This window comes from Acinetobacter sp. YH12231 (assembly GCF_013417755.1).
Classification (GTDB): Bacteria; Pseudomonadota; Gammaproteobacteria; order Pseudomonadales; family Moraxellaceae; genus Acinetobacter; species Acinetobacter amyesii.
In genome coordinates, this window is the sequence record NZ_VPDJ01000019.1 from 12,030 (window position 1) to 33,852 (window position 21,823).

General features: G+C 39.8%; 19 protein-coding genes and 1 tRNA gene. 11 read left to right on the top strand and 9 right to left on the bottom strand.

Features of this window, described 5'->3' with window-relative positions; all coding sequences use genetic code 11:
• Window positions 1-161 precede the first annotated feature (161 nt).
• The 6 genes from FTV11_RS12365 (at window position 162) to FTV11_RS12390 (ending at window position 8,888) form a co-directional block, all read left to right on the top strand.
• Window positions 162-2,129 carry an esterase/lipase family protein gene (locus tag FTV11_RS12365; RefSeq protein ID WP_373685425.1) on the top strand — a complete coding sequence of 656 codons (1,968 nt, stop codon included), beginning with the start codon at window positions 162-164 and terminating at the stop codon, window positions 2,127-2,129.
• Window positions 2,130-2,377: 248 nt separating this feature from the next.
• Window positions 2,378-3,604, top strand: coding sequence for a diguanylate cyclase (locus FTV11_RS12370; RefSeq protein WP_180074084.1), 1,227 nt, complete (start codon window positions 2,378-2,380; stop codon window positions 3,602-3,604).
• Window positions 3,605-3,890: 286 nt separating this feature from the next.
• Window positions 3,891-6,521 carry a DNA mismatch repair protein MutS gene (gene mutS, locus FTV11_RS12375; RefSeq protein WP_180074085.1) on the top strand — a complete coding sequence of 877 codons (2,631 nt, stop codon included), beginning with the start codon at window positions 3,891-3,893 and terminating at the stop codon, window positions 6,519-6,521.
• Between the two features lie 385 nt (window positions 6,522-6,906).
• On the top strand, window positions 6,907-7,230 hold the full coding sequence (fdxA, locus tag FTV11_RS12380; RefSeq protein ID WP_004651686.1) for a ferredoxin FdxA: 324 nt from the start codon (window positions 6,907-6,909) through the stop codon (window positions 7,228-7,230).
• A gap of 138 nt (window positions 7,231-7,368) precedes the next feature.
• On the top strand, window positions 7,369-8,091 hold the full coding sequence (locus FTV11_RS12385; RefSeq protein WP_078188751.1) for a D-Ala-D-Ala carboxypeptidase family metallohydrolase: 723 nt from the start codon (window positions 7,369-7,371) through the stop codon (window positions 8,089-8,091).
• 131 nt (window positions 8,092-8,222) lie between these two features.
• The gene (locus FTV11_RS12390) at window positions 8,223-8,888 is read left to right on the top strand and encodes an O-methyltransferase (RefSeq protein ID WP_168377631.1); all 666 of its coding nucleotides are present in this window, start codon (window positions 8,223-8,225) and stop codon (window positions 8,886-8,888) included.
• Window positions 8,889-9,097: 209 nt separating this feature from the next.
• Here the strand turns inward: FTV11_RS12390 and FTV11_RS12395 are convergent, their stop codons facing one another.
• The 8 genes from FTV11_RS12395 to FTV11_RS12430 all read right to left on the bottom strand — a co-directional run bounded on the left by FTV11_RS12395 (window position 9,098) and on the right by FTV11_RS12430 (window position 14,949).
• Window positions 9,098-9,940 (bottom strand): universal stress protein, encoded by an 843-nt coding sequence (locus tag FTV11_RS12395; protein WP_078188753.1) that lies wholly within the window; start codon window positions 9,938-9,940, stop codon window positions 9,098-9,100.
• Between the two features lie 130 nt (window positions 9,941-10,070).
• Entirely contained in the window at window positions 10,071-10,688 is a 618-nt protein-coding gene (locus FTV11_RS12400; protein ID WP_180074086.1) for an acyltransferase, read from the bottom strand.
• Window positions 10,681-11,280 carry a YigZ family protein gene (locus FTV11_RS12405; RefSeq protein ID WP_180048898.1) on the bottom strand — a complete coding sequence of 200 codons (600 nt, stop codon included), beginning with the start codon at window positions 11,278-11,280 and terminating at the stop codon, window positions 10,681-10,683. The genes FTV11_RS12400 and FTV11_RS12405 overlap by 8 nt, the downstream gene beginning before the upstream one ends.
• A gap of 270 nt (window positions 11,281-11,550) precedes the next feature.
• The gene (gene lptB / locus FTV11_RS12410) at window positions 11,551-12,294 is read right to left on the bottom strand and encodes an LPS export ABC transporter ATP-binding protein (RefSeq protein ID WP_078188759.1); all 744 of its coding nucleotides are present in this window, start codon (window positions 12,292-12,294) and stop codon (window positions 11,551-11,553) included.
• Window positions 12,294-12,860, bottom strand: a complete 567-nt coding sequence (gene lptA / locus FTV11_RS12415) for a lipopolysaccharide transport periplasmic protein LptA (protein WP_111883783.1) — start codon at window positions 12,858-12,860, stop codon at window positions 12,294-12,296. The genes lptB and lptA overlap by 1 nt, the downstream gene beginning before the upstream one ends.
• The gene (gene lptC / locus FTV11_RS12420) at window positions 12,850-13,392 is read right to left on the bottom strand and encodes an LPS export ABC transporter periplasmic protein LptC (RefSeq protein ID WP_180007749.1); all 543 of its coding nucleotides are present in this window, start codon (window positions 13,390-13,392) and stop codon (window positions 12,850-12,852) included. Before lptC ends, lptA begins: the two co-directional genes overlap by 11 nt.
• A 35-nt stretch (window positions 13,393-13,427) precedes the next feature.
• Entirely contained in the window at window positions 13,428-13,967 is a 540-nt protein-coding gene (locus FTV11_RS12425) for an HAD family hydrolase (protein WP_180074087.1), read from the bottom strand.
• 4 nt (window positions 13,968-13,971) lie between these two features.
• Entirely contained in the window at window positions 13,972-14,949 is a 978-nt protein-coding gene (locus FTV11_RS12430) for an SIS domain-containing protein (protein WP_078188763.1), read from the bottom strand.
• A gap of 355 nt (window positions 14,950-15,304) precedes the next feature.
• Between FTV11_RS12430 and cysS the strand changes: the two genes are divergently transcribed.
• The 3 genes from cysS (at window position 15,305) to FTV11_RS12445 (ending at window position 19,590) form a co-directional block, all read left to right on the top strand.
• Entirely contained in the window at window positions 15,305-16,726 is a 1,422-nt protein-coding gene (cysS, locus tag FTV11_RS12435) for a cysteine--tRNA ligase (protein WP_180074088.1), read from the top strand.
• A gap of 62 nt (window positions 16,727-16,788) precedes the next feature.
• Window positions 16,789-16,864: transfer RNA gene (locus FTV11_RS12440), tRNA-Gly, on the top strand.
• A gap of 626 nt (window positions 16,865-17,490) precedes the next feature.
• The gene (locus tag FTV11_RS12445; protein WP_180074089.1) at window positions 17,491-19,590 is read left to right on the top strand and encodes a TonB-dependent siderophore receptor; all 2,100 of its coding nucleotides are present in this window, start codon (window positions 17,491-17,493) and stop codon (window positions 19,588-19,590) included.
• Between the two features lie 87 nt (window positions 19,591-19,677).
• Here FTV11_RS12445 and FTV11_RS12450 read toward each other — a convergent pair whose 3' ends face one another.
• On the bottom strand, window positions 19,678-19,953 hold the full coding sequence (locus tag FTV11_RS12450; RefSeq protein ID WP_168377639.1) for a hypothetical protein: 276 nt from the start codon (window positions 19,951-19,953) through the stop codon (window positions 19,678-19,680).
• 419 nt (window positions 19,954-20,372) lie between these two features.
• Between FTV11_RS12450 and FTV11_RS12455 the strand changes: the two genes are divergently transcribed.
• The gene (locus FTV11_RS12455; RefSeq protein WP_180074090.1) at window positions 20,373-21,080 is read left to right on the top strand and encodes a glutamine amidotransferase; all 708 of its coding nucleotides are present in this window, start codon (window positions 20,373-20,375) and stop codon (window positions 21,078-21,080) included.
• A gap of 66 nt (window positions 21,081-21,146) precedes the next feature.
• Window positions 21,147-21,776: a LysE family transporter gene (locus tag FTV11_RS12460; protein ID WP_180027052.1), complete on the top strand. Its 630-nt coding sequence runs from the start codon at window positions 21,147-21,149 to the stop codon at window positions 21,774-21,776.
• Window positions 21,777-21,823: the final 47 nt, after the last annotated feature.

Sequence of the window (21,823 nt, forward strand, 5' to 3'; positions counted from 1 at the left end):
CGATTTAGAAAATTCTTTTGAAAAAAGACCGTTTTAACGGTCTTTTTTCATTTAAGGCGAATTGAAAATCCTGACAATTATCGTATGATTTGAAAATATTCAACCCAATGTGCGACCCCTTTATGCAGCTAAATACTAAAACAATACTGCTCCTTGGAATCATGAGTACCAGCGTACTGAGTGGATGTCAGGTCGTCAGTGTCAAAAACCAAAAACTCAACGTTTCTATTGCCAATGAACGTGAAAGTATTATTTCTCGAAACAAACTCAGCGAAGCCAGTTTAAATGTCTTGTCGATGACAGGTCGTGAAGCCAAAGCGTGTATAGAAGACCCGAAAGCCTGTGTTGATGAACTACAACAGATCCCTCAAATTCAAGATGAACAATTATTGTCTACGGCAAGTGAATTATATTTAGCCAAAGCCATCGAATATGAGTCTTCTTCAGCCTGTAAAATAGGTTTACTGAGTAGCCACAAATCAGAAGAAAAACAAAAAATTGAGCAAGACACGTATAACAAATGTTTAGATCAACAGCTGACACTATTGGATAAGAGTATCCGCTATAGCTATGCCTATATGTTTAAAACCAAACGTGCGCCTGCTGACCGTATTTTTGATAACCGCCAAGTTCAAATCCGAGATTTCTATAATCAAGGGATTGCCAAACTGGTCAGCAGTTATGCACTACGTTATAAACCTCAAGAAGTCACCCAACAGATCAAAGTCGGACAAACCACCTATCATATTGACTTCAGCCATTACCCAGAACTCAAAAATCGTAAAATTGAACAATTGATGTCAACCTATAACCTCAACTTCTCAGGTTTACGTTCAATTACCCGTCGTGATGGTTTTGGTTCCGAATTTCTTGTGGTTTTACCCGAAGAACATACGGTTGAAACAGGAAAAGCCAAATACATTATCAACCCAATAGATTTTAAATATCCGTCTGGTTCAAACCCTAATATCCATCAAGCGCGCTATTTAGCTGCAACCTTAACGGCTGAACCTCTAAGCACCACAACTTCAGTTGATCAAATTTTGAATCAGCATGAGTTTCAAATTAAGGCTTACGACCCGTACAAATATGAACAGGTCAATATTGCCAATAAAAACTATGCCCTTGCAGCCAATTTTTCTGCACCTTATGGTCTTTGGTTAGCACAAAACAACTTGGGCAAGGCAGCGTATTTATCCCTAATTGACCGTGATGAAAAACTCACGATGCCACATCTATACATGCTTGAACCATATAATCCTGACAAAAAAGTCATCGTCTTGGTACATGGTCTTGCTAGTAGCCCTGAAGCATGGATTCGTCTCACCAACGATATTATGGGCGATTCTGTGCTACGTGAGCATTATCAAGTGTGGCAAGTGTTCTATTCAACCAACATGCCGATTATTGAAAGTCGCTTCCAAATATATTCCATATTGACCCAGACCTTTAACAAAGTCGACGCCAATGCTGCAGCTAAAAAAGATGCGGTTTTAGTTGGTCATAGTATGGGCGGAATTATTGCTCGACTACTGGTTAGCCAAGCCGATACCACACAATCTGCTTTGAAAATGATGAACTCACGTCAATTAAATCAGTACCGCAATATTCCAGTCGTGAAGCAGCGTATGGTGATTGACGATATTCCAAATTTCAGCCGTGCGATTTTCTTGGCTGCACCGCATCGTGGTACTGAATATGCAGATCGTTGGTTTACCAAAGCTGCTCGAAAAATCATTAAACTTCCTGGCGCTTTCTTATCGGCTATGGGTGATGTATTAACTCAAGAAGAAGACCTGAAAGATTTATTCCGTGAAATCGACCACGGCTTAATCCAAAATGGACCAAGTGACTTAAGCCACCAATCCAAATTTATTGCGCTCACTGAAGATATTCAGCCGCGTAAAGGTTTGAAGTTTCACTCAATTATGGGAAATAACACCAACAGCCAAGATAAAAATGTAATATCGGATGATGTCGTGCCATACACCAGTGCGCATTTAGAGGGTGCTGTTTCAGAAAAGATCATTAAAGGTGGTCATTCAATTCAAGAAACCCCAGAAGCTGTACTCGAACTGCGCCGTATACTACGACTGCATTTGATTGAACTTGGCCTCTATAAACCATAATGCAATACAGCATTTAATTCGATCTACATATTTTAAAACCGATCTCAAGATCGGTTTTTTTATTTCTGCATTTACTTGAATATGCCAATATTCACATAATTATTATATAAGCCTTTATTTTTTAATCATTTTAAAACTCAAAATCACTTGTTAAATTTTATACAAATCTTATATTAGAGATAAATACGGGTTAAATATAGACAAAATGTTGTGCGCATATCCTAAATTTTTTATGAGCATATCGAATTATGAAATTAAAAGGCTCAAAGTTACTTCATCGGGATGAAATTGAGGGTTTAATCAAAACTAGATTAAATAAAGTTTATTTTACGCCAAATTTAGAATCCATTTATCAGCCGCTCTACCGTGATGAAGCGGCGAAAGAATTTCGTTTTCGCGGAATCATTATTTTTCTCCTATATGCCCTGTTATGTTCAGGGATTTATCAAGTAATCCCTGCGGGTCATGACGCAGTTTTATGGATTTCTCTGTACATTTGGGTGGGGATTATCATTTTGAGTGCATGGGTTTTATCTTTTATTCCGCGTTTGAACCCTTATTTTGATGCTTATACTTGTTTAGGCTCGATGTGCGCTGTTGCGATCACATTTATCATCATTACCATGATTGGTAATTATCACAATGATGCGCTATTACATGCTGCCATGATGTATGCCGTGGTCATCATCTATGCCTTTGTTGGTATGCGTTTTTATACTGCCATGGTTGCGGGCTGGTGCGGTGGCTTGATTGGATACATCATTACCAAAGCTTTTGATTATCAAATCGACTGGACGTTTTTAAATCGTACCTATACTTATAGTAGCTTTCTGGGTATGGCGATTGCCTATGTAATTGACCGTCAACACCGTGAAAACTTCTTACAAAATTGCATTATTGAACTGCATCAAAATGAGATGCAAAAACAATCTGAACAATTGAAAAAAATGACAGAGCATGACCCATTGACTGGGCTTGCAAACCGTCGTCAGTTATCTGAAGCATTAGAACAGCAATGGCGTTATGCCCTACGTCATCAACAACCGTTAAGCATCATGATGATCGATATCGATTTTTTTAAAAATTATAATGATCATTTAGGACATCAGGCGGGTGACATCTGCCTGACCCAAATTGCAGAGGTCTTATCTCAAATTACCAATCGAAGTGGTGAGTTAGCTGCGCGCTACGGTGGAGAAGAGTTTTTACTCCTCTTTCCAATGTTAACTGAAGCTGAGATTGAGCCTTTGGCAGCCGATTTATTACACCGTATTCAATCTCTCGAACTTCCACATCCAGCCAGCCATATTTCAAAATTTGTGACGATTAGCATCGGTACGGCAACGATCATTCCATCTGAATCTGATCAAATTCAAAAATTTATATTGGCTGCCGATCAAGCGATTTACCTTGCAAAAGGCAGCGGTCGCAACCAATATCGATTAGCTCAGGCTGAAGCGCAGCTAGATGTTTGAGTCAGTCTATCGCTTTGTGAATTTATCCATTGTTGAATTTACACACAGACTTTTTAGCGTTTATAAATAATATTTTGACTGCTTTTTTTACATGCAGACAAACCTTTTCTGGCATTTTCCTGTCACTTTTTTTGCTAGAATCAGCAACACGATTTGTTAACGTACACCTGTGGTTTTGAATGAAGAGACAAAATAAATATAAGGACTTTTTCTAAATCCAATTTTCATCAAAACAGTGTTTTTCGTTTAGCAGCGCACAAATTTTTATTTTAAGGTATTTCGTTTCATGCAAGCTGATAATTCCAAAGTTGACCTTTCAACCCTGACCCCGATGATGCAACAGTACATGTCAGTCAAAATGCAAAATCCGCATTCACTGATGTTTTATCGGATGGGTGATTTTTATGAGCTCTTTTTTGAAGATGCGCATAAAGCAGCAAAACTCTTAGGAATTACACTGACACATCGTGGTAAAGCCAATGGTGAGCCTATTCCAATGGCAGGTGTCCCATACCATGCTGCTGAAGGCTATTTAGCCCGCCTTGTAAAAAAAGGTGAAACGGTGGTGATCTGCGAACAAATTGGTGAAGTAACTGGCAAAGGGCCGGTAGAGCGCGGTATTGTCCGTATTATTACCCCAGGGACATTAACGGACGATGCACTGATTGCTTCTCATCAAAGTTCTAATTTAGTCGCAATCTGCTTACAACAAAATCAAATCGGGATTGCTTTACTGGACCTCAGTGCAGGTATTTTTAAAGTTCAACAAATGGACTATCAGCTGGAACAATTGGCAATCGAACTTTCACGTTTAATGCCGAGCGAAATTTTGATTGATGAAGATCTCATTGACCCAAATATTGTCGAGCAAATTAAACGTCAATTAGACTGCCCTGTTACCAAGCGTCCAAACGTCGACTTCAATTTAAATAACGCGCAAAAAACGCTGTGTGACCAATTTGCAGTAGCCACACTTTCAGGTTTTGGTATTGACCATTTGCCTTTGGCGAAAGCTGCCGCTGCGGCTTTGATTCACTATGCAAAAGTCACTCAAAAAACCGCTTTACCACATATCCGCAGCATTCAGCTCGAACAAAGTAGTGATTTTGTAGCGCTCGACCCCGTCACTCGTCGTAACTTAGAACTGATTGATCCTTTATTTGAACATGGTACTTCCCTGTTCCAACTAATCAATGATTGCCAAACTGCGATGGGTGGCCGTCTATTAAGTCGTACCTTAATGCAGCCTTTACGAGATACAGCTTTATTGGATGCACGTTTAGATGCATCACAAGCGATGCTGCAAGGCTATCATGAGTCTCCGATCCGCTTAGTTCTCAAAGAAATTGGCGATATTGAACGTGTGCTATCTCGTGTAGCGCTCGGCAGTGCTCGACCACGAGACCTAGTTCAGTTACGTCAAACTTGTGCACAAATTCCCTATCTCCGACATGCACTTGAACCGATCATTGGGGCACATCAATCTAAGCTCATTGCTCAGTTAAATGATGAAATGGGTGATTTTCACGGCTTACATGAGCGTCTCATGTCTGCCATCGTAGAAAACCCGCCAGTGCTTTTACGTGATGGAAATGTGATTGCCGAGGGTTTCGACACTGAACTTGATGAACTACGTAAAATTCGTGACCATGCGGGACAATTCCTCATTGATCTCGAAATCAAAGAGCGTGAACAAACCGGAATTTCAACCTTAAAAATTGGTTATAACCGAGTTAGTGGTTACTATATTGAACTAACTCGCGCACAAGCTGAACAAGCACCTGATCATTATATTCGCCGCCAAACCCTTAAAAATGCTGAACGCTACATTACCCCTGAGTTGAAATCTTTTGAAGATAAGGTGCTTTCGAGTGAGTCACGTGCATTAGCGCGCGAAAAAATGCTCTTTGAGCTATTACTTGATGAGTTACGTGCAGATATTGGCAACTTACAAATGATGAGCGCCGCTATAGCGCAAATTGATTTACTGGCTAATTTTGCCCATCAAGCTCGATTACGAAATTGGTCACGTCCTGAATATAGCCCTGAAGTTGGGATCAAAATCAAAGCCGGACGTCACCCAGTTGTGGAATCTCTGAGCAAATCAGCATTTACTCCAAATGATACTAGTTTGGACTTTAATCACCGCATGGCGATTATCACAGGGCCAAATATGGGCGGTAAATCGACCTTTATGCGCCAAACTGCCTTAATCAGCTTATTAGCCTACTGTGGTAGCTTTGTCCCTGCCCAATCTGCCGTATTAGGGCCGATCGATCGGATATTTACCCGTATAGGATCTGCCGACGACTTGTCTACAGGCAAATCAACCTTCATGGTGGAAATGACTGAAACCTCACAGATTCTACATCATGCGACCAATCAATCATTGGTACTGATGGATGAAGTCGGACGTGGTACGAGTACCTATGATGGCTTATCTTTGGCGTGGGCATGTGTGCTCGATCTCACCCGTCGCATTAAATGTTTATGCCTATTTGCAACGCATTATTTTGAGCTCACCGAGTTAGGCAAAGACGCCAATATAGATAACTATCATGTGACTGCTCGTGAGCTAAATGGCAACCTGATCTTACTGCATAAAGTTCAACAAGGCCCGGCGAGTCAAAGTCATGGTCTACAGGTGGCAAAGCTTGCAGGTATTCCTGCAGCTGTGATCAAAGAAGCGCAAAATCGCCTTCGTATATTAGAAACTCAGCAAAAACAGCAACTCAATACGGCTGTACAAACCGATCTATTCTCGGCACTCGCAGAGCCTGAAGTCATTGAACGCGTAGTTGAAGTTGAAAAAACATCGCCCGTACTTGATGCCTTAGCAGATATTGATATCGATAACTTAAGTCCACGTGAAGCATTACAACAGCTTTACGCTTTAAAGGATTTACTTAAGATCTAAATTGAGCAGAAGCGATAGATGAGATATGCAAAGAACACCAATGAAGGTGTTCTTTGCATTGACACCATTCAAACGCGTAAATTAGTGAATGTTTGCTATCTACTACTGCGGCTATTCAGCAATAAATTGATAAAAAATTAATGTTCTAAAATGTTTCATGCTTAAAATGCACATAAAAATATTGTTCGATAAACAGATGTAATTTAATTAGTTTTTGAGTATGATTCTCATTCATTGTGAAATTTACATAAATTGTTCAGTTTTTAGTGATTTTAACAGCACTGCATATAATAATTATCAATAAAAGGAATTGTTAGTTACCCTATTTTTTGCCTAAAATACACCATTAGTTTATTAGAACCATATTTTTTAGGTAGCTGTCGCCATGACCTTTGTTGTCACTGAAAACTGTATTAAATGTAAATATCAAGACTGCGTAGAAGTTTGCCCTGTTGACTGTTTCTATGAAGGTCCAAACTTCCTTGTTATTAATCCAGATGAATGTATCGACTGTGCGCTATGTGAACCTGAGTGTCCAGCTAACGCGATTTTCTCTGAAGATGAGTTACCTGAAGGTCAAGAAGTATTTATCGAACTTAATACTGAACTTTCTCAAAAATGGCCGAACATCACTCAAATTGGTGATCAACCTGCCGACCGTGAAGAATGGAACGGTAAAGCTGATAAATTACAATATCTTGAAAAGTAATTTTACGCTTTCATGAAAAGATCAGCACATGCTGATCTTTTTTTATACTTAAAGCACACATTTCATTGCAAATTATTCAAATTTTCTCAATCAAATTGGATTAAAATAGAACGAGTTTATAAATAATTGATTTCTATAATGAAGCATTTACTCAAGGGATTATTGTCCGTTGCAATATTCCCTCTTGTTTTCATTGGTTGTACAACTACACCACAAAAACAAGGTCACACTATTACAACTCCCGACGGTAAACGTATTTACATACCTCAAGAAAAAGTGACGACCATCAGACAAGCCCCGCCTAAAGTGGTGCCTTATGCCTACAATTCGTGGGTCGCGTCTGTCGATAATTTACGTCGCGTTCGAGACTATGAAGTCTTTTTAGAGAAAAATGGTGTAGGCAATATCATTCCATCATTTGAGTTGATGCGTACTGCACGTGACTGGCAAAAATGTGGTCGCTCAGAATATATGGTACCTAACCGTGAATTATGGCAAAACCAAATTGCAACCTTACGTGTCTTTAAATATTTAGTAGCTGCCAATATCTTAACGGACTTTGAAGTGACATCGGTTTATCGTGATTTGCCTTTGAACCAGTGTGCCGGTGGTGCAAGTTCATCTCGTCACTTATACAACTCGGCGATTGATTTCCGTATTGGACCTGCGTATCCACAGCCCGAAGACTATAGTTATATTGAAAATACCAAGTTCCGTTTATGCCAATTTTGGTCACAACATGGGCAAAGCCTCAATATGGGCCTAGGTCTATATGCCAGCGGACAAATTCATATTGATACTCAAGGCTACCGTACTTGGGGGCCTGATCACTCAAGTCGTTCATCAATGTGTAATTACTAAAACATTACATTGTCATACCAAGACCTCTTCGGAGGTCTTTTTTGTGCATAAAATATACAAATACAGAACAATAAATTGCGATGTTAGTGGAAAGGTTTAAAATGCTTGCATCAATCACGAGGTGCGACAACATGCAACAAATGTGGACAGACATTGATGCTTACATCGATTCACATTTAATTCCTGAAGATCCAATACTGACTCAAACACTTCAACATACAGATGAACGTGGCTTTCCAGATCATCTTGCTGTAGCGGCCAATCAAGGCATGCTGCTACAAATGTTAATCCAAATGAACAAGTGTAAACGTGTTTTAGAACTTGGAACTTTTGCAGCCTACAGCACCATGTGGTTAGCACGTGCCTTACCTGAAGATGGTTACATTCTGACCATTGAAGGTCGTGATACACATGCTGCCCTGGGTCAAGAAAATATTGATAATGCAAAGCTTGCACAAACGATTGAACTAAAATGTGGTCGCGCGGCAGATATTTTACGTGCCCTTCCTGAAGATACTGAAGCTTTTGACTTTATTTTTGTCGATGCAGACAAACAGAGCTACCCTGAATATTTAGAATTAAGCCTAAATTTATCTCATTCAGGTACAGTGATTGTTTTAGACAATGTGATTCGTGCAGGTGAGATTCTGAATGCCGAAAACCACAAGCCAAGTATTGAAGGTATCCGAGATATGTTCAAAGCCATGCAAAATCATCCGAAAATTTTATCCTGCACGGCACTTCAAACTGTAGGTTGTAAAGGTCATGATGGTTTTGCGATTGCAATCGTTAAATAATCTAAATCGAGGTGTTTTTTAGCCACCTCGAATAAAGGTATAAAAAATAATCAATACAATATTTTATTTTTAAAACAACTACTTACAAACACTACACACAGAGTTATCCACAATTTATGAGGATAACTCTGATTATTTTTAACACAACAACTTATTATTTATTTACTCGCATTTGTCCGTCTATTAAATCACCTATTTGTTGTTTCATCTTATTTTACAACCAACAGTGGAACACTCGAATTTCTGAAAATACTGGTGGTAATACTGCCCAAGAAGAACTGATGGATTTTACTGTGACTAAATGCCCCCAGTACGATTAACTGGATACCATGCTCTTGTTGATAGTCCAGAATATTTTCCGAAACATCGCCATAGCGGTATTCCGTCACCACATCGAGCCCCGCATTGGTTAAATAATTTTTTGGATCATCCAAGATTTGTGGGTGATCTCCAACATAGACCAAATGACATTGTAAAAGTTTGAGTAGGTCACTTTGTGCCACACGCTTCATTAACTCAACACATTTAGGCGAATATTCATAGGCAAAAATAAAACGAGTCGGTGGTTTAAACGTTGGCCCTACAGTCATAACTGTACAACTTGCACCACGTATAAAGTTTTCAACATTACTACCAAGCGGCTTATTGCGCTCTGCTGAACGTTCACCCACGCGACCAATTAAAACAATATCGTCATCTTGCAACACATTAAAACTTTGCTCTAAGAAGTCGCCCTTTTCCTGAATATGGGTGGTTTGAATACCATGCTTATCTTGGATCATTTCAGAAATGTGTTTGAGCAAGTTATTACTATAATCTAACGCTAAATCACTTTGTTTTTGTTCTAACTCCGCGAGTTCTTTCAAGAGCATAGCATTACTTTCAAACCCAATCACTCCACTGATTTCACCTAAGTGATAACTTGCCGGATAGTAATCAAGTATTTGCAGTAAAACCAACTCACGGTGAGTTTGTTTAGCAACCCAAGCAGCAGCATCAGCTAGTGCATTAATGCATGGAGAAGAGTCGATACAGGCGATAACTCGTTTCATGATTAGCCCTCGTTTTATTATTGCTTGGCTATAAAATGTTGTTTGTTATTTTTAACTTATCACAACTCTGTTTCACTGTGCATGCATTTGTGTAAGCATAAAAACGATTTATGACCTATTTGGCGATTATTTATTCACGATATCGAATGAGTTTTGCAGGATTTCCCGCAATGATTGCACGCGCTTCGACATTTTTCGTCACCATACTGTTCATGCCGACCACAGCCTGCTCAGCAATGTGAATGCCATCCTTGATTCCAACATGCGCACCTAGCCAAACATCACGCTCTATCTCAATCCCTTGTGATCGTACAGCTTGCTGATAGATCGGTTGATTGACATCCATTCCATGATCAAAAGCGTATAAATGGCAATATGCCGCCATACGAACCTGATCGTGAATTTTGATACCCACTCGCCCACCATCTAAAATACAGTGATGATTGATCGCCACTTCATTGCCAATTTCAATTGGGCCATGCAGGGTGCAATCTGCAGCGATAAAGCTGTTATCTCCAATGACAATCTTACGTCCTGGTTCGGCAAAAATATGAGCCAATGGCGATATAAAACAGTTTTTACCAATTTCAACAGTTTCCATCGATTTGAGATAGCCTTGATATTCGTGTTGCCAAGCTTCAGCCCAACCACGATTTTTCGGTTTGAGTGACCAATACAACCAAGGCATATAATTCAGACGATGCTTATGTTGCTCTCGATATTTCAATAATGGATCTATTTCATTCACCTTCAGCAGCCTCGATGATATGCAATTGTTCACGTCCGCGAGTTATATCCTGAATTTTTAACTGTAGCGGTTGGATTTGATGAATTTGCAATGATGTAAGTACATTTACGCCCTGCGCTGTATAGTCTTCCTGAAATTCAATTTGCTGCTGATTGAGTTCATATTGGAAAATTGCCCATTCATTAAACTGACAACTAAATTGCACTTTTTTCTTCTCAATAAGTTCAATTTTTTCAGCCTGCAACAGGCATTGACCTGCACAGCCACCATAGGCACGTACCAATCCCCCTGTCCCGAGCTTAATTCCACCATACCAACGATTAACCAAGACCAACACGTTGGTTAGGTCATTCCCTTCTATGGTTGCTAGAATGGGCCGACCTGCTGTGCCTGAAGGCTCACCATCATCATTAAAACGTACGGTATGTCCAATTTTCCATGCCCAACACTGATGTGTTGTTGAGATATCTTTATTGGCTTCGAGAAATTCTTTAACGGCTTGTTCATTTTCCACAGGAACTGCGATGGCTTGAAAACGACTTTTTTTAATGTCTTCTTCATATTCAAACTGTGCGGCGAGTGTAAATGGCATAACGTCTTTAGATCCTCTATCAACGGATATTATAGCGTTTTTTGAAAGACTTACATCCACAAAAAAGCCCCCCAATACTGGAGGCTTGATTGAAGACCATTCATCTTTCGTAATCGCATGATTTTTGCAGGTCGTATTTTTAGTTTAAAGTATACTGAATTCTTGTTAATTTTTTAGATTAATCGCTCAGTTTTTGTCATTTCAGACAATAACATAAACCCGCTGAATGAAACTAGCGCCATTCAACGGGAAATTTCTTATTTTATTCAATTAAACGGTAAAATCATCACCAAGATAAACTTTACGTACTGTTTCATCCGCAAGCACTTCTTCAGGAGTACCCTCTGCAATCACTGAACCTTCGCTCACGATATAGGCATGCTCACAAATCGCAAGAGTTTCACGCACATTATGGTCGGTAATTAATACACCAATACCACGATCTTTCAATGTTCGGATAATGTCTTTGATATCCCCCACTGAAATAGGATCAACCCCTGCAAAAGGTTCATCAAGCAACATAAATTTAGGGTCTGCCGCTAACGCACGCGCGATTTCCGCACGACGACGCTCACCACCCGACACACTCATACCAAGAGAATCTTTAATATGAGTGATTTTAAAGTCGGCAAGCAATTCCGTTAAACGTTGCTGACGTTGTTGCTTATTCAGATCTTTACGGGTTTCTAAAATCGACATGATATTTTCAGAAATGGTTAATTTTCTAAAAATAGATGCTTCTTGAGGTAGATAACCAATACCTTTACGTGCGCGCTCATGCATTGCCAAGTCAGACAAATCAAGATCATCTAAATGAATCTCACCTTTATCCATACGCACTAGGCCAACAACCATATAGAAACTTGTGGTTTTACCTGCACCATTTGGACCAAGTAAACCCACAATTTGACCACTTTGCATGCTAAAGGATACATCCTTTACCACCCAACGTTTACTATAGTTTTTGGCTAAATGTTTAATACATAAAGTTTGAACTTGCGAGGTTTGCTCCATTAATCACGTGCTCCTGGGAAGGACTTAGTGCTTGACGGTGGAATCACGATTTGAACACGACCTGAAGAAGATCCAGATTTATTTGGCGTACCTTCAGCAACGATATCGCCTTTATTCATACTGTATTTCAGGCTATTACCCCGAATACTTGCACCATCTTGTTGTAACAAAGCACCACCCGTCATGGTGATAATACCCGTTTCAGCATTATAGACGATTTTCTGAGCTTGGCCTTTTGCATAGCCTTTGGCAGGGTCAGTTTTTTGTTGGAAATGTGCTGGCCCACCCGTTGCTGTAATCGTACTGATCTCTTTTTTGCTGTTTAAGTTCGCAACGATTGAGTTTGCCTGAAGCTTCATCGAACCCTGTTCAATGATGACATTACCGGTATACGTCGTAATCCCGGTCTTTTCATTAAATGTTGCACGATCAGCAACCAGTGAAATTGGTTGATTACGGTCTGAAGGCAAAGCAAAAGCTGCAACTGAACATAACGCCAGTGAACCGAGTAGCGCTGTACGTTTTAGGAAAGTTTTTGCAGTTTTTCGATTAAAATTATGGTTCATACTTTCCTCGAATATTAAAAAATTCGTATTGACCGTCGTTTAAATTTGCTTTTAAACCTTGGCTGACAAATTCGGCTTGTGGTGAAATCACCGTTACAGTCTTGTCCGTTTCTATTTCACGCTGTTTTGGAAAAGCAGTTAGTTCCTCAGTACGAAACTCCATTTGCCCTTCACGCATCAATTTTGTTGCAACCACATTGTCACTCAGTACGATTTTTTGGTTATCATCCATACCATTGGCTTGTTTGGCAAAGAACGTGGCATCGACAGCACCATCCTGATAGGTCGATGCTTTCAGATTCACCAAATGAGAAGTTTGCTTTTGCAAATCCTGCTCAAGTCGATCGACTTGCGCACGAATATGCAATTTTCCCTGCTCATCAGTCTGCGTCAGGTTAATGTTTTCAGCTGAGTAAGTCATACTTTTCGAAGAGTCCGCCTGAAGCTTATTACCCTTTCCACCGAAATAGTAAAAACCACCGCTTACTGCAGCAATGACCACAGCTGTCACGTATAAAACTTTAGTATCCATAAGCGGAGATTCAATCCAGTGACTGCATCAATTTATTAATAAGGTGCACTTGCATATTTTTCAAGTAGTTCCTGGTATACACCTTTAGAAACTAAAAGCATATCGCAGATTTCACGAACAGCACCACGTCCACCCATCGCCTGAGTTACAAGATCTGCACGACGACGTACTTCTAAATGTCCATTCGGTACGGTCACTTTCATCCCTGCAATAGCAAAGGCTGAAAGATCGGGCCAATCATCACCCATATATAGGCAATCTGAAGGATCAATACCAAACTGTGCACAGGCTTCAGTCAAGGCAACACCTTTGTCTTCACGTCCTTGAAAAACCAAGTCCACACCTAAGTCAGACATGCGTTTTTCAACAATATTACTTTTACGGCCAGTAATAATAATGACTTTGATACCCGCTTTTTGCACCAACTTCATGCCCAAGCCATCACGAATATCAAAGGATTTGATTTCATCGCCACAATTGGTCAACGTTACAAATCCATCACTTAAAATTCCATCAACATCCAGTACTAGTGCTTCTATGTGACGCGCTTGTTCTAGCAATACATACGATGCCATTTTCTTAATTTACCCCAGCCTGAATCAGATCATGCATGCTGATAATCCCAATCACTTTATTGGTATCATCAACGACTACAAATTGTGTAATTTTCTTTTCGTTCATACGTTCTAAAGCATGTACCGCGCGTTCTTCTTGTGAAATGGTCAAAGGATTTTTAATCATCACTTCTGAGACTTTCATATTCACATCAAAGCCTTGCTGTTTATCAATCAAACGACGTAAGTCACCGTCGGTAAAGATACCCAATAAGGTATCGTTTTCATCGACAATCGTGGTGAGACCCAAACGTTTATTTGAAATTTCATACAGAACTTTATTCATTGGTGTCTCTGGCGACACTTTTGGTAAGTCTTCACCTGTATGCATAAGATGTTTTACATGCAATAACAAACGTTTACCCAACGCTCCAGCAGGATGAGAACGTGCGAAATCATCTGAAGTAAAGCCACGTGCATCCAATAATGCAACTGCAAGTGCATCACCTAAGGCTAATGTTGCAGTGGTACTGGAGGTCGGCGCTAGACCCAAAGGGCATGCTTCTTGAATATTCCCCAAGGTCAATGCGACATCGGCATTTTGTGGCATTGGGCCTTTATTGTCGCCACTCATGGTAATTAGAGGAATGCCCAAATGTTTGATCAATGGCATCAGCATCATAATTTCATCACTCTTACCTGAGTTTGAAATTGCAATGAGCACATCACCTTTAACCAACATGCCCAAATCACCATGTCCAGCTTCACCCGGATGCATGAAGAAAGATGGCGTACCAGTCGAGGCAAATGTAGCGGCCATTTTACGACCGATATGACCCGATTTGCCCATACCAGTAATCACTAAACGCCCTTTGCACTGTAAAATGATTTCGCAGGCTTGGCTAAAACGATCATCTATTTGCGTCGCTAATACTTGTAAAGCATGCTCTTCAATACGCAAAGTTTCTAATGCGACTTTCTGAAAATCGACTTGATTCGGCATATTTGGTGGATTCAAAGTTGTTATACCTTAAGCCGTGAGAGGTGCGCTCTCACTTTCAAAATAAAAAATTTTCACAATTTTATCATATCTATGCAAATAGCACGTTTCCAAATGTATAAGAATTCATGAATTATGCAGAAAAGATGCATTTCTTCATTTTTATCTTCCGGACAGATAAATTGAATTCAGCACTCGAATGAGATTCAGACCGAATCCAATTAACCTTCTACGCTATTTTTAGCAACGCAAAGACATCAAGCATTAAAAAATATCTGCTTTTTTGGGTTTTAACTTTATGAATAAAAATGCTTAGGTTAAGATGAGCCATCTTTTGGTAGAAACAATTTGAAGACCTATGCAACCTTTTGTTCTATATAACTCAGAGCAACGTAAAAAAGTAGAATTCGTACCTCGTAAAGAAGGACATATCGACATGTATGTCTGTGGAATGACCGTGTATGACTACTGTCATATTGGTCATGCTCGAGTTATGGTTGCATTCGACTACATTATCCGTTTCCTGCGCAGTCAGGGCTGGAACGTTAAATACGTTCGCAACATTACCGATATTGACGACAAAATCATTGCCCGTGCCAATGAAAATGGCGAAAGCATTACTGCTTTAACCGATCGCTTTATCAAGGCCATGAACGAAGATGCTGCCAATTTAGGTTGTGCAGCACCTGATGAAGCACCACGTGCAACAGACTATATCGATCAAATGCAGAATATGATTGGTAACTTGGTTAACAAAGGTACAGCATATCCATCTGCAAATGGCGATGTTTATTTTGAAGTTGAAAAGTTTGCCAAATATGGTCGTCTTTCGGGTCGTAAACTTGACGATATGCAGGCTGGTGCTTCTGAACGCGTTGATGTAGAAGTAGAAAAGAAACATCCTTTTGACTTCGTGCTTTGGAAACATGCCAAAGAAAATGAACCTTCTTGGGCTTCACCTTGGGGCTATGGTCGTCCGGGCTGGCATATTGAATGTTCAGCGATGTCGACCTGCTGCTTAGGCAACCATTTTGATATTCATGGTGGCGGTTCAGACTTAACTTTCCCGCATCATGAAAATGAAATTGCGCAATCTGAGGCATCTACTGGCGAACAGTATGTTAATTACTGGATGCATGTCGGCTTTATTAATGTCGATGGCGAAAAAATGTCGAAGTCTTTAGGTAACTTCTTCACTATTCGTGATGTGATGGATAAATTCCACCCTGAAGTGATTCGCTTCTTTATTGTGTCATCACATTACCGTAGCCCAGTAAACTTCTCTGACACTGCTTTAAAAGAAGCGAAAAATACCCTTTCCCGTTTCTATCATTCATTTAAAGCTTATCAGCAAGTCTATGGTGAAAAAACCGTAGAAACTTTGGATGATGCTTTAGTTGAGCGCTTTAATGCCGCTATGCGTGATGATTTCAACACCGCAGAAGCAATTGCGGTATTGTTTGAAGTCAACAAAGAATTGAACCGTGCCGTAAAAGATGAAAATGCTGAACAAGCGGCTGTGTATTATTCGACATTGCGTCACTTAACCAATATTTTAGGTTTGGTTCAGCATAATGTTGATGAATTCTTAAAATCAGATATTGGTCAGGAAGCTCTAGGTCTCTCTGAAGAGCAAATTGAAGATTTAATTCAACAACGTAAAGATGCGAAAAAGGCCAAAGAATTTGCCAAAGCAGATGAAATTCGTCAATCTTTATTAGATCAAGGTGTTGTCCTTGAAGATACTCGTCAAGGTACTATTTGGCGCCGTGCTGATTAATTAAGCAAACAGAAGCATAGAGAGTTGACAGTTGTGTGAAATTCTCTATAATTCACCTCATTGCGGGAATAGCTCAGTTGGTAGAGCATAACCTTGCCAAGGTTGGGGTCGGGAGTTCGAGTCTCCTTTCCCGCTCCAGAATACGAAAAACCCTCATCGAAAGATGAGGGTTTTTTTATGTCTAAATCTTTCTTCAATGGCTTATTTTTAGATTTATTTACTCATGTTATGCACATAAAAGTCATTTCGCATTTTTAAAATAATATTTACGTCTATTCGACGAAGTCTTACATTTAGGGATTAAATACAGGGATTAGCCTTCGGCTGGGGGTACTTTACGAAACGTTGTTTCTCATTCGGCAAAATGAGAAGCGTGCTTCGCAAGGAGACCATTTTGCGGTGCAATGCACCTCACCAACAAAACTCGTTCACTACCGTCAAATTATTCAACGTATCGCAAAAACATTTTGATTAGAAGTCGTCCTGTCTCAAACAATTGCGGATGACATTACCGCGTATCTTTATTATTTGAAGCAAAGTACGCTTCTGATGTTACTGCGTCACATCAGTGATTTATTATATTGTAGCGGCGTTAATAGGCCTGGATTATCTTCCAACGATTAAGGCTTTCTTTATTGCCGCACAACCTTTCACCTGCCTGTTAAAAACTAATCTAACGAAATGCTCATCTCGGCTATTTTCCTCAATTTTTCTCCATAATTTTCCGTTATTCTTTGCCAAAATTACATTTGGACAACCAAATAATGTACGGCGCGCACACCACACTCAAACTGACCAGCTTAAGTTACGCATTACTTACAATCTCAACATCAATTTGGGCCGCAGATACTGTTCAAAATCCGCAAGAATCTGTAGCAGTTCAGCAAATGGAAGCTTTAACATTTGAAGTTCCGACAGCAAGCACTAAGCCCAAAGACCCAGATATCAGTGCTGTCGCAAAAACTATTATAAGCCGTGATGAAATGTTGAAATTTGGCGATCAGTCCATCAATGATGCGCTGCGTCGTGCTGCAGGATTTCAACTCCCTGGTGCTGGCGGTGGTCCACGTGGTGGTGCAGGTGCTGGCGGCATGCGTTTCCGTGGTGGTGGTGCACCCGTGTTCTTAATCAATGGTGAACCTGTACAAGGTGGTCCTCGTGGTGGCATGTCAGTTGTTGATAGCATTACGCCCGAAATGATCGAACGCCTTGAAATCACCAAACAACCGAGCGTCGCTCAAGGCTCTGTTGCTTCATCTGCAGTCATCAATATTATTTTAAAAGAACCATTGAATGGCACGCGTTTGAGTGGATCTGTACGTGCTGGTTATGGCCTGACGAAGTCAAATACACGTGAAGAAGAACGCACCAATTTAAACTTTCAAATGGATGGCCGCTCAAACCCTTGGATCTATAGTTTATCTGGGAGCCAAATGTGGAATGATTCAGATACGCTCACCCGTACACAAGATGCAACAGGAACGAAAACTCAAAAACGCATCACCAATCGTACGTCGCAAATGCTAACCCCACGTGTTGAATATCAGCTTGATGATCAACAAAAACTGGTCGCTGAAATGTTTTATCGCAACAATGAAAGCGAAGGCACAAGTGGCTCCCAAGTCCAAAAAGATAAAAATAACAGCATTCGTCTCAACACACGATATGAGCGTAAAGACCAAGGAAATTCAGACAAAATTCGCTTATCAATCGAGCAGCAAAATGAAACGGAATTAACAGAGTATAGAAATTCTCAATCATATATTGATGAACAAATTAATGAATATGGTGTGGCCTATGACGGTGTCCGCAAGTTCGACTCAAAACGCCAAATAAAATTTGGTACCGACCTACGTAGCAATGAACTTGAAAGCAATATTGCAGAGACCTTAGATGAACAATTGTATGCTGCCTATGTTGAAGGAAGTTGGAAATATACGCCGCGCCAAACCTTAACTCTAGGTGTACGCCAAGAGTGGATTGATCGTTCCGGTTTAGAGGATTATCAAGATCAGCATTTGAGTCCTGTATTAGCACACCGTTTTGACTTTAATGAGCAATGGTCACTCCAAACCAACTTGAGTCAGGCTTTTAAAAACCCACGTATCAATCAATTGATGCCGACTGTTTCAGTTTCTACAGATAGCGATGCAGGGACACTAAACAACCCTGACCGTGGGGGTAATCCTGACTTACGACCTGAAACCATCAATGCTTACGAAACAACCATAGGCTATAACACCCCTGCTGGCGGCGTAAATATCACTGCATATTATCGAGAAATTAATGACTATATCGAAAAATCGATCCTGTCAGAAAATGCTACAGGCGGTCGTTGCGAAACAGGAAATACCGATTGCCGTTTTGTCGAACGTCCATATAACCAAGATAGTGCAACTACTTATGGTGTGGAAATTGCTGGACGTTATGCACTGAAGCAAACGGAGAATGGTCATTCATTTATGTTGAATGCTCAGCTTTCAACTGTACGTGCAAAAATTGAAGAAACTGACGGCTCTGATCGTTTGGCAAGCGATGTTGCACCTTATACCGCAAGTGCTGGCTTATCTTATAACTATCAACCGTGGCGTATTGCAACAAGTGTGAACCTCAATTACACCCCTGAATATACACGTGCACTGAGCAACGAACCGTACAATCGCACCAGCAATGAACGTGTTAACATGGATGTGAGTTTTACTAAACGCTTTGATCAAAATTGGTCTGCATCGGTCAATGCACGTAATATTTTCAGCTCAGATTATAAAGAAGTGTTAAAAGAACAAAGTTCTGGCGCGCTATACCAATCTCGTATCAATGAAGCAATTCCAAGCTTTATGTTTACCTTAGAAAAGAAATTCTAAACCGTTCCTAAGAGACTTCTAAGAGATTTAAAATAAAAAACCGATACGGACAACGAATCGGTTTTTTTATGCGTACACGACCGCAAACTAGCGCTCAATTGCCTTCAACATTTTCGCAATTTTTAGGGTATGTTCCTTCCGCCCTTTTTTCTCTAAGACCTTTTGCTCAACCCACCATAAATATTCAAAAATTTCTGATTCACTAGAATCCTCTTGAATTAATTTAAAAATATTGGGCAAATAATCATCATATTCATCACGTAAAGCAGGAATACGGCGAATCCCTAACGGGTCCCATTCCTTCAATAAAATTTTATGTATCGCATGCAAGAGACTGGCATCTCGATTATGTTTTGACTGCATACAAGTTCCCTGGCTTATATTTTTTTACTTTTAAAATCAGTTATCTAATTATGTGATGATATTAAAAGAAAAATGAACTGTTGTTTGTCGAAGATTTCATCATACGCATCTCTAAACGCTTTTCCATTGGTTTTTCATCTTTTTTTTATACTAAACCAAAGCTTTATCAAAATATCATGCACTTTTTCTCATAAATTTTGCCAATAAAGCCTTTCGAGAATCCCTTACTTCACAGTACAAAGGTTTTAAATGCTAAGTTCAACGAACGAACCTAATCATTCAAAGAAAAAAACAATATGCTTCAGCCAACTTCTATATTTATCTCTTTTCGCAATTGTGAAAAATTTACAGTTTTCCTTTTTAATCTCCGACAATTCAAGCTACATTCTATTTTGAAATTTTAATCCTGAAAAATCCCTATGAGTACTGCATTAAACGAAACCATTTACGTCATTCAACACCTTGCATTTGAAGATTTGGGTTCATTGGAAGATGTATTTTACCAATTGGGTTATCGGGTGAGATACTTCGAAGCTGGTGTCGATGACCTGAGTAAAGCTATGCAACATACAGGGCTTACCATCATTTTGGGCGGCCCGATCGGAGTTTATGAAACTAATGACTACCCTTTCCTACAAAAAGAACTAGACTTACTTAAAGTACGTTTAGAGAGTAATTTACCGACTTTAGGCATTTGCTTAGGTGCTCAGCTAATTGCGCATGCATTGGGAGCGAAAGTTTATGCAGGTCATAGCAAAGAAATCGGTTGGAGTGCCTTAGAGCTTGATGCCATTACTAACAATATTTTAGCGCCATTAGATCAAGTGCCTGTACTGCATTGGCATGGTGATACCTTTGATTTACCTACAAATGCACAGTTACTCGCCAGCTCAGCAATTTACCCAAATCAAGCGTTTAGCTATGGGCCCAATATTTTAGCCCTACAGTTTCATATTGAAGCAGAAGCACAGGCCATGGAAAAATGGCTGATTGGGCATACATGTGAATTACATAAAGCACAAATTAACATTCCAAATTTGCGCATGCAAAGCCAACAACAAGCACCTCATTTAGAACGTGTTGCTCCCCTTATTTTGCAACAATTTTTACAACAGCTTGAGCTTTAAAACAGCTATTAATTTAAAGCTAAATGGCTTATAACGGTTGCACTTCAAAACGTATAAGCCATTAGAATGACTCCCTTACTCAGCATTGCGCTCATCCACTTTTTTGCTCTCATCAGCCCAGGCCCAGACTTCTTTTTTGTCACTCAAAGTGCTATTCGACAATCCAGATCACATGCATTATTTGCCGCATTAGGTATATCACTCAGTATTTTAGTTTGGTCAATTTGTGCAATAAGTGGCTTACATTTTCTATTTCAAAAAATGGCTTGGTTACAACAATGCCTCATGATTTTGGGTGGCCTATATCTTTTATATTTAGGCACTCAGTTATTAAAGTCTGCGTGGAGTAAAGATCTAGGTACGCGTACAAAGCCAACCGAGCAAGCAGTACAGAAAAAATCGCCTTTGACGCTGTTATTCCAAGGTTTCTTGACCAATATGGCCAATCCTAAAGCATTGGTTTATTTCAGTAGTGTATTTTCTATTGGGATCAGTGCAAAGGTCAGTATTTTTGATCAAAGCTCTTTATTGGCTTTAGTCTTTATTGAAAGTTTGATTTGGTTTGCATTGGTTGCGGTCTTATTCTCAGCGCCTAAAATGACCCTTTACTATCAAAAATTTAGTAAAAAAATTGACGCAATTACCGGTGGAATTTTTATCAGTTTTGGCTGCCTGTTACTGATCAATCGCGATTGATCAAGCACCAATTAAATATCTGCCAAACATAAAAAAGCACCCAAATG

Excerpts from the sequence above, each read along its gene's own strand:
- FTV11_RS12365 (WP_373685425.1), top strand. The coding sequence starts at position 162 with ATGAGTACCAGCGTACTGAGTGGATGTCAGGTCGTCAGTGTCAAAAAC.
- FTV11_RS12370 (WP_180074084.1), top strand. The coding sequence starts at position 2,378 with ATGAAATTAAAAGGCTCAAAGTTACTTCATCGGGATGAAATTGAGGGT.
- mutS (WP_180074085.1), top strand. The coding sequence starts at position 3,891 with ATGCAAGCTGATAATTCCAAAGTTGACCTTTCAACCCTGACCCCGATG.
- fdxA (WP_004651686.1), top strand. The coding sequence starts at position 6,907 with ATGACCTTTGTTGTCACTGAAAACTGTATTAAATGTAAATATCAAGAC.
- FTV11_RS12385 (WP_078188751.1), top strand. The coding sequence starts at position 7,369 with ATGAAGCATTTACTCAAGGGATTATTGTCCGTTGCAATATTCCCTCTT.
- FTV11_RS12390 (WP_168377631.1), top strand. The coding sequence starts at position 8,223 with ATGCAACAAATGTGGACAGACATTGATGCTTACATCGATTCACATTTA.
- FTV11_RS12395 (WP_078188753.1), bottom strand. The coding sequence starts at position 9,940 with ATGAAACGAGTTATCGCCTGTATCGACTCTTCTCCATGCATTAATGCA.
- FTV11_RS12405 (WP_180048898.1), bottom strand. The coding sequence starts at position 11,280 with ATGCCATTTACACTCGCCGCACAGTTTGAATATGAAGAAGACATTAAA.
- lptB (WP_078188759.1), bottom strand. The coding sequence starts at position 12,294 with ATGGAGCAAACCTCGCAAGTTCAAACTTTATGTATTAAACATTTAGCC.
- lptA (WP_111883783.1), bottom strand. The coding sequence starts at position 12,860 with ATGAACCATAATTTTAATCGAAAAACTGCAAAAACTTTCCTAAAACGT.
- lptC (WP_180007749.1), bottom strand. The coding sequence starts at position 13,392 with ATGGATACTAAAGTTTTATACGTGACAGCTGTGGTCATTGCTGCAGTA.
- FTV11_RS12425 (WP_180074087.1), bottom strand. The coding sequence starts at position 13,967 with ATGGCATCGTATGTATTGCTAGAACAAGCGCGTCACATAGAAGCACTA.
- FTV11_RS12430 (WP_078188763.1), bottom strand. The coding sequence starts at position 14,949 with ATGCCGAATCAAGTCGATTTTCAGAAAGTCGCATTAGAAACTTTGCGT.
- cysS (WP_180074088.1), top strand. The coding sequence starts at position 15,305 with ATGCAACCTTTTGTTCTATATAACTCAGAGCAACGTAAAAAAGTAGAA.
- FTV11_RS12445 (WP_180074089.1), top strand. The coding sequence starts at position 17,491 with ATGTACGGCGCGCACACCACACTCAAACTGACCAGCTTAAGTTACGCA.
- FTV11_RS12450 (WP_168377639.1), bottom strand. The coding sequence starts at position 19,953 with ATGCAGTCAAAACATAATCGAGATGCCAGTCTCTTGCATGCGATACAT.
- FTV11_RS12455 (WP_180074090.1), top strand. The coding sequence starts at position 20,373 with ATGAGTACTGCATTAAACGAAACCATTTACGTCATTCAACACCTTGCA.
- FTV11_RS12460 (WP_180027052.1), top strand. The coding sequence starts at position 21,147 with ATGACTCCCTTACTCAGCATTGCGCTCATCCACTTTTTTGCTCTCATC.